We start from the raw sequence: 13,033 nt of genomic DNA, 5'->3' as shown, positions 1-13,033 counted from the left end.
TGGTCGGGGGGGGGGTGTTCGCGGTGGCGGCCGCGCCTTCGGCGATGGCCGCCCCGACCTCCGCCACCCGCTCGGCCTCCTCGGCCGCGAAGCGTTCGCGGTCGAGGGCCTCGGCGATCTCCTCGTCCTGGGTCATCAGCAGGTCCAGGTTGGAGTCGCCCATCTCGAAGACGCCCATGTCCAGGTACGCCTTCTGCAGCCGCTCGCCCCACAGGCCGATGTCCTTCACGCACGGCACGATCCGGCTGAACAGCAGCTTGCGGAACAGGTGCAGGAACTCGGACTGCTCGGTGAACTGCTCGGCCTCCTTGCGCGGGATGCCGAAGTTCTCCAGCACCTCCACCCCGCGCAGCCGGTCCCGCATCAGGTAACAGCCCTCGATGACGAACTCCTCGCGCTCGCGCAGCTCGGCGTCCGTCAACTGCCTGTAGTAGTCGCGCAGGGCCATCCGCCCGAACGCCACGTGCCGGGCCTCGTCCTGCATCACGTACGCCAGGATCTGCTTGGGCAGCGGCTTGTCGGTCGTGTCGCGGATCATCCCGAAGGCGGCCAGCGCCAGCCCCTCGATGAGCACCTGCATGCCCAGGTACGGCATGTCCCAGCGGGAGTCGCGCAGGGTGTCGCCGAGCAGCCCCTGGAGGCTGTCGTTGATCGGGTAGAGCATCCCGACCTTCTCGTGCAGGAACCGTCCGAAGACCTCGGCGTGCCGGGCCTCGTCCATCGTCTGGGTGGCGGAGTAGAACTTCGCGTCCAGGTCCGGCACCGACTCCACGATGCGCGCCGCGCACACCATCGCGCCCTGCTCCCCGTGCAGGAACTGGCTGAAGTTCCACGCGGTGTAGTGCCGGCGCAGCTCGCCCTTGTCCTTCTCGGTGAGTTTGGCCCAGTGGCGGGTGCCGTACAGCGTGAGCGCCTCGTCCGGGGTGCCGAGCGGGTTGTACGGGTCCACCTCCAGCTCCCAGTCGATGCGCTTGGCGCCGTCCCACTGCTTGTCCTTGCCCTTCTGGTACAGGGCGAGGAGCCGCTCGCGGCCTTCGTCGTACTCCCAGCTGAAGCGGGCCGCGCCGGAGGCCGGAACCTGCCAGACGTCCGCGCCCGGGTCCTTGGTGTAGAGCTCGTGCGTCGACACTGACGCCCCCTCGGCTCGTGTACTTCCGTACAGGACTGGATGGTTGGCAGCGTCACACGTTGGTAGACGCGGGGTCAACAAGTCGTGCGCAGGGGATTGACGGGCTTGCTGACAAGCAGTCTCATAACAGGAGACCGCAGCAATGCCCTCCCACTCACCCCCGGAACCGGGCGAGGTGCCCCCGCCATGACGACCACCACCGACCGCGCCGACGGCACGGATCACCGAATCCTCCAGGACGCCCTCGGCCTCCTCAAGGACCGCGAGCAGATCGCCGCGCGGCTGCTGGAGTCCTCGGCCAAGCACTCCTTCGACCCCGACAGGGAACTCGACTGGGACGCCCCGACGGTCGACGGCAAGTACTACTGGCCCCCCGAGCTGCTCTCCCTCTACGACACCCCGCTGTGGAAGAAGATGGGCGAGGAACAGCGCATCGACCTCTCCCGCCACGAGGCGGCGGCGCTCGGCTCGCTCGGCATCTGGTTCGAGATCATCCTGATGCAACTGCTCGTCCGGCACATCTACGACAAGTCCCTGACCAGCAATCACGTCCGCTACGCCCTCACCGAGATAGCCGACGAGTGCCGCCACTCGATGATGTTTGCCCGCATGATCCAGAAGGCCGGCGCCCCCGCCTACCCGGTCTCCCGGGTCAACCACAACCTCGCCCGCATCCTCAAGACCGTCTCCACCACCCCGGGTTCCTTCGCCTGCACCCTGCTCGGCGAGGAGATCCTCGACTGGATGCAGCGGCTCACCTTCCCCGACGAGCGCATCCAGCCGCTGGTGCGCGGGGTCACCCGCATCCACGTCATCGAAGAGGCCCGGCACGTCCGGTACGCCCGCGAGGAACTGCGCCGGCAGATGCTGACCGCCCCGCGCTGGGAGCAGGAGCTGACCCGCATCAGCTGCGGCGAGGCCGCCCGCGTCTTCTCCCTGGCCTTCGTCAACCCCCAGGTCTACGAGAACATCGGCCTCGACCGGCGCGAAGCCGTCGCCCAGGTCAAGGCGAGCGGCCACCGGCGCGAGGTCATGCAGACGGGCGCCAAGCGGCTCACGGACTTCCTCGACGACATCGGCATGATGCGCGGAGTCGGCCGCAGGCTCTGGAAGAGCTCCGGACTCCTCGCCTGAACCGGCTGTTTCGGGGCTACCCTGCGGGCATGACGACCGTACGCGCGTACCGCAGGCTGAGCGTCGAGGAGCGGCGGGCCCAGCTCCTCGACGCCGCCTTGTCGCTGTTCGCGCACCGGGCCCCGGAAGAGGTCTCCCTCGACGACGTCGCCGAGGCGGCGGGCGTCTCGCGGCCGCTGGTCTACCGCTACTTCCCCGGAGGCAAGCAGCAGCTCTACGAGGCCGCCCTGCGCTCGGCGGCCGACCTGCTGGAGCAGTGCTTCGCCGAACCGCAGGCCGGCCCGCTCACCCGGCGCCTGTCCCGGGCCCTGGACCGCTACCTGGCCTTCGTGGACGAGCACGACGCCGGCTTCTCTGCGCTCCTGCAGGGCGGCAGCGTCGTCGAGACCTCCCGGACGACGGCGACGGTGGACGGCATCCGCCGGGCCGCGGCCCAGCAGATCCTCTACCACCTGGCCGTCCCGTCCCCCGGCCCGCGGCTGCGGATGATGGTCCGCACCTGGATCACGGCCGTCGAGGCGGCCTCCCTGATCTGGATCGACGAGGGCAAGCAGCCGGAGGTCACCGTGCTGCGCGACTGGCTGGTCGACCAGTTCATAGCCCTCCTGACGGCGACGGCCGCCACCGACCCGGAGACCGCCGCCGCGGCGCGGGCGGCGCTGGCCCTGGAACCGGCGGACGGCCCCGTCGGCGTACTGGCCCGGCGCGTGATCCCCGTGGTCTCCGAGGCCGCCCACCTGCTGTGACACTGGTGGGGTGAGAAGCGAACCCACCCCCTTCGAGGGCGGCCCGATGGACGGCCGGGTCCTGGCGATCCTGCTCGGCCCGACCGGGCACCCGCCGAAGTGGTACGAGATCCCGGTCCCCTCGGCCGACGGCGGCCCCGCCACGGTCCTGCTGTACGAGCGGGTCCCGGCCGGCTACAGCAAGCGGCTGCACCTCCAGAAGGGCTGGAAGTACACCTACACCCCGTCCGGCCGCAGGCCCCGCCTGCGCTGGCCCTGGACCAAGCCGACCCCGCCCCCGGCCTGACCCGGGAACCGGGCCCGCGGCACACGGCCGCGGCGGCAACGGCTACGGCAACGGCTGCGACCGCGGCAACGGCTGCGACCGCGGCCGGGGCTACGGCCGGGGCGGGGGCGGCGGCTCCGGAAGGGTCAGGACGGCCAGTGCGCCCCCGCCCTCCGCGGCCCGGAACTCCAGCCGCGCGCCGATGACCTCGGCCTGCCCGACCGCGATCGTCAGCCCCAGCCCGTGCCCCTTGCCGGTCCCCACGCCCCCGGTCCGGAAGCGCTGCGGGCCGTGAGCCCTCAGGTACTCCGGAAACCCGTCCCCGTGGTCCCGTACCGTCACCACCGGCCCGTCCACCGTCAGCACCACCGGCGGGCGGCCGTGCTTGTGGGCATTGGCCACCAGATTGCCCAGCACCCGCTCCAGCCGGCGCCGGTCCGTCTCCACGTGCGCGTCCCGGACGATCTCCACCTGCGTCTGCGTCCCGGACGCCCGGACCACCCGCAGCGCGAGACGGCCCAGCTGGTGCAGGTCCGTCTCCACCACCTCGCGCCCCGAGTCCAGCCGCGAGATCTCCAGCAGGTCCTCCGTCAGCCCGCGCATCGTGCGCACCCGCTCCTGCACCAGCTGCGTCGCCCGTCCCTCCGGCAGCAGCTCCGACGCCGCCTGCAGGCCCGTCAGCGGGGTGCGCAGCTCGTGCGCGACGTCCGCCGTGAACCGCCGCTCGCTCAGCAGCTTGGCCTGCAGGGTCCCGGCCATGGTGTCCAGGGCCCCGGCCACCGTCGCCACCTCGTCCTGGTGCCGGGACGGGTCCTTCGTCCGCGGATCGTCCACGCGCGCGTCCAGATCGCCCTGCGTGATCCGCCGGGCCACCGTCGCCGTCTGGTGCAGCCTGCGCGTCACCCGGGTCACCGCGAACGCGCCCACCAGCAGCGTCCCGCCGATGGCCAGCACCGACGACCCGATGATCGCGTTGTCCAGGCCGGTGATCGTCCGGGCGCTCTGGGCGTAGTCGACGGCCGTGGCCAGCGCCTTGCCGTCGGCGGGGGCCGCCGCCCACATCGTCGGCCGGTCCTCGTACTCGGCCACCATCGTCCCGCGGTGCCCGGACACCGCCAGCGCCCGCAGCGCCGGGGGAAGCCCCGGCGGATCGATGCCCGCGCCGGGCGGCAGCGGATCGCCGGCCTCGTATTCGAGGGTCACGTCGCGCAGCTTCTCCAACGCCTTGTCGCGAGCCGCCGCAACGGTCTGGCGGGTCACCTCCACGTGCACCAGCGCGCCGAGCACGGCCGCCAGCGAGCAGCACATCACGACGATGAAGCACCCCGACTTCCACGTCAGGGTGGCCGTCCACGCGGGCAGCCGCTTCAGGACGCCCCTCACGGCGTGGCCCCGGAGGACGGCCCGGAGGTCTGCGGCGGCTGCGCCGGCGAGGACGGGCTCTGGGCCGGCCCCGGCAGCCGGACGATCTGCTCGCGCGTCGGCAGCATGGTGCGCTGCTTCTCGTCCCACGACCACGCGGTGATCAGCTCGTAGCCCGGATTGCCGCTCGGCATGCGCAGGATCACGTCCCGTCCCGCCAGCTCGACGGCGACGAGGGTCTGCGTGGTCGCCATGATCCGGTTGAGGCGCCCGTCCGGGTCGGCGGTGTAGGCGCGCACGGACATCATCCGGTCCGGCATCTCGATGCCGACGACGAGCTCGTCGCGGCCGTTGCCCGTCAGGTCCCGGTAGTACGGGGCCAGCACCGGGCAGTCCTTCGGCGACTGCCCCGGCTTCCCGCACGCCTCGACCGCGGCGACGGTCTCCGCGGGCATCCCGTCGGGCCCGACGTCGGCGCCGGGGTGGGCCCGCAGCTCCGCCTGGACGAGCGCCAGCGGATCGACCTCGTGCACGTTCTGGCCGTGGACGGGAGCAAGCCCCGGCACGTACTCCGGCGGCGCGCCCCCCGGCTCGGCGGGCGGTACGGAAGCGCCCTTGCGCTCCGGCCACAGGTGTACGGGACCGCTCGCGGTCGGGGTCGGACCGGCGCCCACCAGGCCTCCGGTGTCGCCGCAGCCCGCGAGCAGGGGCAACGCCGTCAGGCAGAGCAGGGCGGGCAGCGTGCGCACAGCCGACCGCACCTCCTCTCCACGGCACGACACCGCGTCGTGCACACCAACCTTATGCGGAGATATGCCCGTTTTCCTCGAGGGGGTCCGGAGGAGGTCCCGGACGGAGGTCCCGGGGGAGGCCCGGCGGATCAGCCCTCGGTGCGGCCGCGACGCAGCATCGCGAAGCCGAGCCCGGCGGCGCCCGCCGCCGCGATGCCGCCGCCCGCGGCGAGCAGCAGCACGCCGTCCCCCGGCCCGTCGGCCAGCGTGTCCAGCGTGCCGCCGGCGACCGTGCGGGCGTGCGCCGCCGAGGCCCGGACGACCCTGCCGTCCCGGGTCCCGGTCTTGTACCCGTCGCCGGCGGGCGTACCGGTGCGGTCGGCCCCGTCGGCCCCGTCGGCCCCGTCGCCCGGCCCGCCGGCCCAGGAGGACAGCCGGCCGTCGGGCTGGAGCGCCGCGTGCAGCGGGCCCGCTCCGCCGAAGCCCGTGACGCCGTCACGGCTGGTCAGGGTGGCCGCCTTGGTGCCGTCGGCGGCCAGGATGTCGGCCTGGTAGCCGCCCGCGGCGACCCGGTAGACGTTCGCCCTCGACACCCCGTCCGCGAGGGCGAGGCTCTTGACCAGGGTCCGGGGCACTCCGGCGGAACGCGCGGCCGACGCGGCGGGCACCCCGTCCGCGAGGGCGGCCGCGGCGGGCAGCGCGAGGAGGGTTCCGGCGCAGACGGTCACTGCGGCGGCTCGTACCAGAGTGCTGCGGCTGACGGTGCTCACGGGAGATCCTTCGGTCCGGTCCAGGTGCCACAAACCTAGGAACCCGCTGTTGCAGCACGGTGATGGGCTTGTAACAGGCACCCGGCGGAGTCCCGTAGAAGCTGTTACACATCCGAGGGATTGCCGCGGGGCCGCAGGGCTGCTCCCATGTACGGCGGGGGGTGAGGTCCATGCGGGGACTCAAGGTGCTGCCGAGCGGGCGCCCGGGCCGCGGCCGGCTCTACGTCAACCTGCCGGACGGACAGGCGGTGGCCTGGTACGACCGGCAGACCAACCGGATCAGCGTGCTCGCCGACCAGCACCGCGATGCGGTCCTGGCGGCGCTGCGCCCGTACCTGGCCGGCCCGTACACGGTCGGCCCGCCGCCGGTGCCCACACCGGCCGACCTGCGCAGACTCGCCCTGCCACCGGACGAGGACCTGGCCCCGAACCGGCCGGGCGAGGACCTGCTGGGCGAGCTCGAACACGGTGCGGCCGGCACCCGGGCCCGGCACCGGCTGCGCCAGGACCTGACCGCGCACCAGCGCATGGGCGACCTGCTGGACTCCCTCGAACCGGACGGCTGGCGGGTCCTGCACGGCATTCCGCTCCCTGGCCTCGGCCGATTCGACCACCTGCTGATGGGCCCGGCGGGCATCTTCGGCATCCGTACGGTCCCCGGGCGCCGGCAGCGCGCGGCCGTCGGCGACCTGCTGCTCGCGGTGGGCCGCGCCGAGCCGCGCCCGGACCCGCGCTGGATCCGCCGCGCCGCCGCCGCGGCCACCCGGGCCCTTGCCGCCCCCGTCCTGCCGGCCCTGGCGCTGGTCGACGCCTCCCGCGTCGAAGTGGCCCCGACGGTCCGCGACATACGGATCCTCGAACCGGCCACGGCCGCGGCGCACCTCGCGGCGGCCCCGGTCACCCTCAAACCCCCGGACGTGGAAGCCCTGTTCACCCAGGCCCGCGACGCCCGCACCTGGCTCCCGCCGCTCCCGCACCGCCGCTCCCGCTCGCGGTCCTTCACGGTCCGCAAGCCCGGCAGCGGCCGCTGAAGCCCGTCCCGGTCCCGGATCAGGCCGGGCCCGCGGGCCGCAGTGCGCGCGGGCCCTTGCCCAGGCGGCGGTGCAGCAGGGCCCGCAGGGCGCCCGGGCTCTCGTAGCCGACCCTGCGGGCGACCGCCGCCAGTGGCAGGCCGGTGGTGCGCAGCAGGTGCTCGGCCTGCTCCACCCGCAGGTCCTGCACCAGCCGGATCGGCGGGCAGCCGAGCGTACGGGCGACCGTGCGCTGCAGGGTGCGTTCGCTGACCCCGAGATCGCGGGCCGCCCCGGCGATGGACAGCGGCTCCGCGATGCGCGCCCGGACCCACTGCTCGAACGCGGCCACCAGCGGATCGTGGCGGGCCAGGGCGCTCGGGATGGCGTACGCGGCCTGCGAGGCCCGGTCGTCGACCACGAGGTAGTGCCGCACCAGGTCGGCGAGGGCGGGGCTGCGCATGCCCACGATCGCCAGCGCGAGGTCGAGGTGGCCGAACGCGGCACCGGCGGTGGTGATCCCGTCCGAGGTGGTGACCATCCGCGTCTCGTCCACGGTGACCTTGCGGTAGCGGTCCCGGAAGACCGGGGCGAGCCACCAGCTGGTGGTGGCCCGGCGGCCGTCGAGCACCCCGGACTCGGCGAGCAGGAACGTTCCGGTGCAGGACGTGGCGAGCGGGGTGCGGCGTTCACGGGCCTCGGCGAGCAGCCGGCGCGCGGTGCGGTGCCCGGCGCAGGACACCGCCTCCACCAGCGCCTCGGGGCGGCGCTCCATGAGGGCGGGCACGACGAGGAGATCGGCGTCCTCGGCGGTGCGGGCGGGCTCGGTGTCGATCCGGTGGCCCAGGCCGGTGCGGACCGTGCGCCGGACGCCGACCGTGCGGATGTCGAAGGCGGGCGGCGGGGCTCCGGGCAGCCGGCCGCGCAGGGCGTTGGCCGTGTGCAGGACGTCGAGGACGGCCGAGACGCCGGAGTCGAACACCCCGTCGAGGACCAGGACGGCGGTTTTCACCGGCTCACCCTAGCGGGCGCAAGAGGAGGGGGCGAGTGTCGGAATCGGTGTGCACGGTGCCGGATCCGTCACTCCCGCGGCGGGCGGGCCGCGCCTAGGGTCAGGTCATGACCACGACCCGGACCACCCCGTACGCCGCCTCGGCCGGCACCGACCGCTCCCGCACCCACACCTGGCACTCGCGGCCCGAACCCACCCCGGAGATCCTGGGCATGAGCGGGCTCGAGGTCCTGCAGGCGTGCCTCAAGGGCGCCCTTCCCGAGGCCTCGATCATGAGCACCCTCGGCTTCCGGCTGGCGCAGGCCGAGGAGGGCTTCGTGGTCTTCGAGGGGGATCCGGGCGACCACCTCCTCAACCCGATGGGCACGGTGCACGGCGGGTTCCTGGCCACGCTCCTCGACTCGGCGCTCGGCTCGGCCGTGATGACCCGCCTCCCGGCGGCCACGACGTACACGACCGTGCAGCTGGGCGTGCACATGATCCGTCCGGTACTGGCGCACACGCCCACGCTGCGGTGCGAGGGGACGGCCCTGCACGTCGGGCGGACCACCGCCACGGCCGAGGCGCGGGTGGTCGGCGCCGAGGACGGAAAGCTGTACGCGCACGGCACGACCACGTGCGTGATCCTGCGGCCCTAGGGGGCCGGCCGGTCAGGCCGAGGCCTGTTTGCGCGGAGCCGGTTTCTTCGTCGCGGCGGCGGTCTTCTTCGCCGAGGCCGCCTTCGACGTGGACTTGGCGGTGGACTTCGAGGCCGTCGACCTGGCCGTGGTGGACCTGGCCGAAGTCGACTTGGCCGACGCGGTCTTCTTCGTGCCGGAGGCCGCCGTCTTCTTCGTCGCGGCCGTGGACTTCTTCCCGCCCACCGACTTCGGTGCGGCCGCCGCCGTCTTCGGTGCGGCCGCCTTGCGCCGGATCGGGGTGACCTCGGCCTCCGGCCCCGCCTCCCCGCGCGAGGCCTTCGCCGCCCGCACGCTGTTCTCCAGAGCCGCCATCAGGTCGATGACCTTGCCGCCGGCCGGTTCGGCCTCCGCCTGCGCCGGGGGCTCGAACGCACCCTCCGACTTGGCCGTGATCATCGCCTCCACGGCCTCCCGGTACTCGTCCGTCAGCGAGGCCATCTCCACCTCGCCCAGCGTCGCCATCAGGGCGTCCGCCAGGTCCAGCTCGGCCTCCCGCACCGACACCTTCCCCTCCGGAGCGACCCCTTCCGGCACCCGGATCTCGTCCGGCCAGAGCAGCCCGTGCATCGCGATCACGTCGTCGACGACCCGCAGCATGCCCAGCCGTTCCCGCCCCCGCAGCGCGTACTTGGCGATCGCGACCCGCCGGCTCCGCTTCAGTGCCTCCCGCAGCAGCGTGTACGGCTTCGCCGCCGTCGGCCCGTTCGCCGCGAGGTAGTACGCCGCGTCCATCTGGAGCGGGTCGATCTCGTCCGCCGGTACGAAGGACACGATCTCGATCGTCTTCGCCGTGGCGATCGGCAGCTGCGCCAGGTCCTCGTCCGTGATCGGGATGATCGATCCGTCCGCCTCCTCGTACCCCTTGCCGATCTCGCCGGCCGGCACCTCCTCGCCGTCCAGCTCGCACACCTTGCGGTAGCGGATGCGCCCGCCGTCGCCCAGGTGGATCTGGCGAAAGGAGATCGAGTGGCTCTCGGTGGCGTTCACCAGCTTGATCGGGATGCTGACCAAGCCGAAGGAGATCGCCCCGTTCCAGATGGATCGCACGGTTCCTCCCGTTTCATGGCAGTCTCATCGTATGACGCCGATCACGATGGTGGAGGGGCGTCGCATCCCGCTCAGCAATCTCGACAAGGTCCTGTACCCCGGGACCGGCTTCACCAAGGGCGAGGTGCTGCACTACTACGCCACCGTCGCGGATGCGCTGCTGGCCCACGTCCACGACCGGCCGGTGTCGTTCCTGCGCTACCCCGACGGCCCGGACGGCCAGCTGTTCTTCACCAAGAACCCGCCGCCCGGCACACCCGCCTGGGTGAAGACCACCCCGGTGCCCCGATCCGAGGACCTTTCCGTCGAGCAGGTGGTCGTCGCGGACCTGCCCTCCCTCATGTGGGCCGCCAACCTCGTCGTCGAGTTCCACACCCCCCAGTGGCCGGCGGGCAGCCCGGCCGTCGCCGACCGGCTGATCCTCGACCTCGACCCCGGCGCGCCCGCCTCCGTCGTCGAGTGCTGCGCCGTCGCGCTGTGGCTGCGCGAGCGCCTCGCCGCCGACGGCCTGGAGGCGTACGCGAAGACCTCCGGCTCCAAGGGCATGCACCTGGCCGTGCCCCTGGAGCCGACCCCGTCCGACCTCGTGTCGGCCTACGCGAAGGGTCTCGCCCAGGAGGCCGAGCGCGCGCTCCCCGGCCTCGCCCTGCACCGCATGGCCAAGGCCCTGCGGCCCGGCAAGGTCTTCGTCGACCACAGCCAGAACGCCGCCGCCAAGACCACCGCGGCCGCCTACACGCTGCGCGCGCGGGCCCGGCCCACGGTCTCCGCCCCCGTCTCCTGGGAGGAGGTCGCCGCCTGCCGCACCCCCTCCGGCCTGGTCTTCCTCGCCGACGACATCCCGCCCCGGCTCGCCCGCGACGGGGACCTCTTCGGCCCGCTGACCGACCCCGGCCGGGCCCGCCCGCTGCCCGCAGTCCCCGGGGTCCGGCCGTGATCCGCGTCGCCCTCGCCGCCGCCGTACGCACCCTGCCGCGCGGGGCGGGCCTCGCGTACGAGCCGAAGTTCGACGGCCACCGCCTGGTCGTCGTGCGCACCGCCGAGGACGTGGTGCTGCAGGCGCGCTCCGGCCGCATCGTCACCGCCGCCTTCCCCGACCTGGCGGCCGCGGCCCGGCAGTTGCCCGCCGGGACCGTCCTCGACGGCGAGGTGGTGGTCTGGCACGGCGGCCGCACCGAATTCGCCCTCGTCCAGCGGCGGGCCGCGGCCACGGCGGCCCGGGCCGCCGTGCTCGCCCAGAGCCTGCCGGCCTCGTACGCGGCGTTCGACGTGCTGGAACTGGCCGGGCTGGACCTGCGCGGCCGCACCTACGAGCGGCGCCGGACGCTCCTGGTCGACCTGCTGCTGCCGCTGGGCCCGCCGCTGCAGCCCGTCCCGATGACGACCGACCCGGAACTGGCCGCCACCTGGTACGAGACCCTGCCCGCCAGCGGGATCGAGGGCCTCGTCGTCAAACGGCTGGACCAGAGCTACCCGGCGGGCCGGCGCGGCTGGCAGAAGCTGCGGCACACGGAGGTGCGGGACGCGGCGGTCGTCGGCTACACCGGCACCCCGCGGCGCCCCCTCGCGCTGGTCCTGGTCCTGCCGGTCGGGGACGAGACCCCGCTGGTGTCCAGCCCGTTGACCGCCGCGCTGCGGGCGGACGTGGCGACGGCGGTGGCGGAGGCAGGGGCGGAGGCGGTGGAGGCCGCGGGCGAAACCCCGGCCCGGACCGGGAAGGGCCCGGGTGCGCAGGGCGGGGGCAAGGTCACCGCGATCGGGCTCGGGGAGGTCCCGTACCGGGTGCTGGACCCGCCGTTGACCGCGGAGGTCCGGTACGCCTCGACCCGGCACCCGCCGCCGGAGGTGCTCAGGCTGCGGACGGAACTCTGACCTGCGCCAGGGGGCGGCGCAGGTCAGAGGGGTCCGGACGGACGGGGGGTCAGGCGTTCCCGCTCGGTTTGAACACGGGCGGCTCGCCCCTCGGAGGCTGCTGCGGCCCCGGGTACGACGGCGGGTTGCGGTACCCGGCCTCCCGCTCGGACCGGGCCTCCTCCTGATGACTGTGGCGCGTGGACCCGAAGTTCCCGTAGCCCTGCATCTCGTGCGGGCGCAGCCCGCCCTCCGGGATCTCCACCGCCTCGCGTTCCTCGCGGACCTCGTAGACCGCTCCGCCGTCCGGCAGGTGCGGCTGGCTCTCGGCGGTCGGCGGCGGCGGCTCCTTGGCCCGGACCCGCTGGCCGAGCTTGAACCCGGCGAGCAGGAAGCCGGCCACGGCGATCCCGACGATCAGGAACCACGCGATGTGGGTCAGGGTCGCGTCCAGACTCAGGGTCATTTCCATACGTACTATTTTCCCCGATAAGGGCTGTTTCATCGTGGAGTCGGGAAGGCCTACCGACCGGCCGGCACATGACTACCGGGGCGAATCCAGGGCAGGCGCCGGGACGAGCGCCCCGAAGGGAGCCTGAAAATGCCCCGCGGATCTTCACCCAAACGAGAACGCCAGTACGAGCACATCAAGGAGAGCGCCGAAGCGCGCGGCGTGCCCGAGAAGCGGGCCGAGGAGATCGCCGCCCGGACCGTCAACAAGGAACGGGCCCGGGCCGGCGAATCCGAGACCGCGAGCAGGCTGTCGCTGGAGGACATGTCCTCCGGGCGGCGCGGCGGCCTGCACTCCCACACGGGTGCGCAGGGGCCGACGTACGAGCAGCTCTACGCGGAGGCCAGGCGCCGGGGCATCCGCGGCCGCTCCGACATGAACAAGACGCAGCTCAGGCGGGCACTCGGCGGCGACTAGGCGCCGCACGAGCTCTCAGCGCAGCGGTCCGTCGGAGTCCCGCAGGGCCCGGACCTCGTGGCCCCCGAGCACGGCCAGGATCTCGGCGCAGATGGCCAGCGCCGTCTCCGGCGGCGTGCGGGCCCCGAGGTCCAGCCCGATCGGCCCGTGCACCCGCGCCAGGTCCGCCTCGGACACCCCGGAGGCCAGCAGTCCCTCGCGCCGGCGCGCCGTGGTCTTGCGGGAGCCGAGGGCGCCCACGTACGGGATGCCGAGCGCGAGCGCGGTGCGCACGGTCGGCACGTCGAACTCCGGATCGTGGCTCAGCATCACCAGGCAGGCGGCGTCCCGGCGCGCCGCCAGCTGCTTCCCGGCCTCTGCGACGGAGC

16 protein-coding genes are annotated in these 13,033 nt (G+C 73.6%); 8 read left to right on the top strand and 8 right to left on the bottom strand.

Annotation, left to right across the window (positions count from 1 at the left end):
- The coding region (locus ACFXA3_RS18165; RefSeq protein WP_385187882.1) for a ferritin-like domain-containing protein at positions 1-1,129 on the bottom strand (1,129 nt) is incomplete at its 3' end.
- Positions 1,130-1,315: 186 nt separating this feature from the next.
- Here ACFXA3_RS18165 and ACFXA3_RS18160 point away from each other — a divergent pair.
- The 3 genes from ACFXA3_RS18160 to ACFXA3_RS18150 are packed head-to-tail and all read left to right on the top strand — an operon-like array spanning position 1,316 to position 3,295.
- Positions 1,316-2,263 carry a diiron oxygenase gene (locus ACFXA3_RS18160; RefSeq protein ID WP_385187880.1) on the top strand — a complete coding sequence of 316 codons (948 nt, stop codon included), beginning with the start codon at positions 1,316-1,318 and terminating at the stop codon, positions 2,261-2,263.
- Between the two features lie 29 nt (positions 2,264-2,292).
- Entirely contained in the window at positions 2,293-3,009 is a 717-nt protein-coding gene (locus ACFXA3_RS18155) for a TetR/AcrR family transcriptional regulator (protein WP_385187878.1), read from the top strand.
- Positions 3,010-3,019: 10 nt separating this feature from the next.
- Positions 3,020-3,295 carry a hypothetical protein gene (locus ACFXA3_RS18150; protein ID WP_385187877.1) on the top strand — a complete coding sequence of 92 codons (276 nt, stop codon included), beginning with the start codon at positions 3,020-3,022 and terminating at the stop codon, positions 3,293-3,295.
- Between the two features lie 90 nt (positions 3,296-3,385).
- Here the strand turns inward: ACFXA3_RS18150 and ACFXA3_RS18145 are convergent, their stop codons facing one another.
- The 3 genes from ACFXA3_RS18145 to ACFXA3_RS18135 all read right to left on the bottom strand — a co-directional run bounded on the left by ACFXA3_RS18145 (position 3,386) and on the right by ACFXA3_RS18135 (position 6,137).
- Complete coding sequence (locus tag ACFXA3_RS18145) at positions 3,386-4,657, bottom strand: ATP-binding protein (RefSeq protein ID WP_385187875.1); 1,272 nt, start codon at positions 4,655-4,657, stop codon at positions 3,386-3,388.
- Positions 4,654-5,385 carry a hypothetical protein gene (locus ACFXA3_RS18140; protein WP_385187874.1) on the bottom strand — a complete coding sequence of 244 codons (732 nt, stop codon included), beginning with the start codon at positions 5,383-5,385 and terminating at the stop codon, positions 4,654-4,656. The genes ACFXA3_RS18145 and ACFXA3_RS18140 overlap by 4 nt, the downstream gene beginning before the upstream one ends.
- A gap of 131 nt (positions 5,386-5,516) precedes the next feature.
- The gene (locus ACFXA3_RS18135; RefSeq protein WP_385187873.1) at positions 5,517-6,137 is read right to left on the bottom strand and encodes a hypothetical protein; all 621 of its coding nucleotides are present in this window, start codon (positions 6,135-6,137) and stop codon (positions 5,517-5,519) included.
- Between the two features lie 170 nt (positions 6,138-6,307).
- Between ACFXA3_RS18135 and ACFXA3_RS18130 the strand changes: the two genes are divergently transcribed.
- A complete protein-coding gene (locus tag ACFXA3_RS18130) occupies positions 6,308-7,168 on the top strand; it encodes a nuclease-related domain-containing protein (RefSeq protein WP_385187872.1) in 861 nt (286 codons plus the stop codon).
- Positions 7,169-7,187: 19 nt separating this feature from the next.
- On the opposite strand, the gene ACFXA3_RS18125 is transcribed toward ACFXA3_RS18130, so the two are convergent.
- Positions 7,188-8,159, bottom strand: coding sequence for a GlxA family transcriptional regulator (locus ACFXA3_RS18125; protein WP_385187870.1), 972 nt, complete (start codon positions 8,157-8,159; stop codon positions 7,188-7,190).
- A 107-nt stretch (positions 8,160-8,266) separates the two neighbouring features.
- On the opposite strand from ACFXA3_RS18125, the gene ACFXA3_RS18120 reads away from it, so the two are divergent.
- Positions 8,267-8,797, top strand: coding sequence for a PaaI family thioesterase (locus ACFXA3_RS18120; protein WP_385187868.1), 531 nt, complete (start codon positions 8,267-8,269; stop codon positions 8,795-8,797).
- A gap of 12 nt (positions 8,798-8,809) precedes the next feature.
- Here the strand turns inward: ACFXA3_RS18120 and ACFXA3_RS18115 are convergent, their stop codons facing one another.
- Positions 8,810-9,886 (bottom strand): Ku protein, encoded by a 1,077-nt coding sequence (locus tag ACFXA3_RS18115; protein WP_385187867.1) that lies wholly within the window; start codon positions 9,884-9,886, stop codon positions 8,810-8,812.
- 31 nt (positions 9,887-9,917) lie between these two features.
- Between ACFXA3_RS18115 and ligD the strand changes: the two genes are divergently transcribed.
- Together ligD and ACFXA3_RS18105 are read left to right on the top strand one after the other, a co-directional pair.
- Positions 9,918-10,823: a non-homologous end-joining DNA ligase gene (gene ligD / locus ACFXA3_RS18110; RefSeq protein ID WP_385187865.1), complete on the top strand. Its 906-nt coding sequence runs from the start codon at positions 9,918-9,920 to the stop codon at positions 10,821-10,823.
- Positions 10,823-11,758, top strand: a complete 936-nt coding sequence (locus tag ACFXA3_RS18105; RefSeq protein ID WP_385187883.1) for an ATP-dependent DNA ligase — start codon at positions 10,823-10,825, stop codon at positions 11,756-11,758. Before ligD ends, ACFXA3_RS18105 begins: the two co-directional genes overlap by 1 nt.
- 49 nt (positions 11,759-11,807) lie before the next feature.
- On the opposite strand, the gene ACFXA3_RS18100 is transcribed toward ACFXA3_RS18105, so the two are convergent.
- A complete protein-coding gene (locus ACFXA3_RS18100; protein WP_385187863.1) occupies positions 11,808-12,209 on the bottom strand; it encodes a DUF6479 family protein in 402 nt (133 codons plus the stop codon).
- A 129-nt stretch (positions 12,210-12,338) separates the two neighbouring features.
- On the opposite strand from ACFXA3_RS18100, the gene ACFXA3_RS18095 reads away from it, so the two are divergent.
- The gene (locus tag ACFXA3_RS18095) at positions 12,339-12,665 is read left to right on the top strand and encodes a plasmid stabilization protein (protein WP_385187862.1); all 327 of its coding nucleotides are present in this window, start codon (positions 12,339-12,341) and stop codon (positions 12,663-12,665) included.
- Between the two features lie 15 nt (positions 12,666-12,680).
- Here the strand turns inward: ACFXA3_RS18095 and ACFXA3_RS18090 are convergent.
- The coding region (locus tag ACFXA3_RS18090; protein ID WP_385187860.1) for an XdhC family protein at positions 12,681-13,033 on the bottom strand (353 nt) is incomplete at its 5' end.

This window comes from Streptomyces sp. NPDC059456, assembly GCF_042750055.1.
GTDB lineage: Bacteria > Actinomycetota > Actinomycetes > Streptomycetales > Streptomycetaceae > Streptomyces.
Note: the sequence above shows the minus strand (reverse complement) of the source record. Positions and strands in the feature narration are given on the sequence as shown.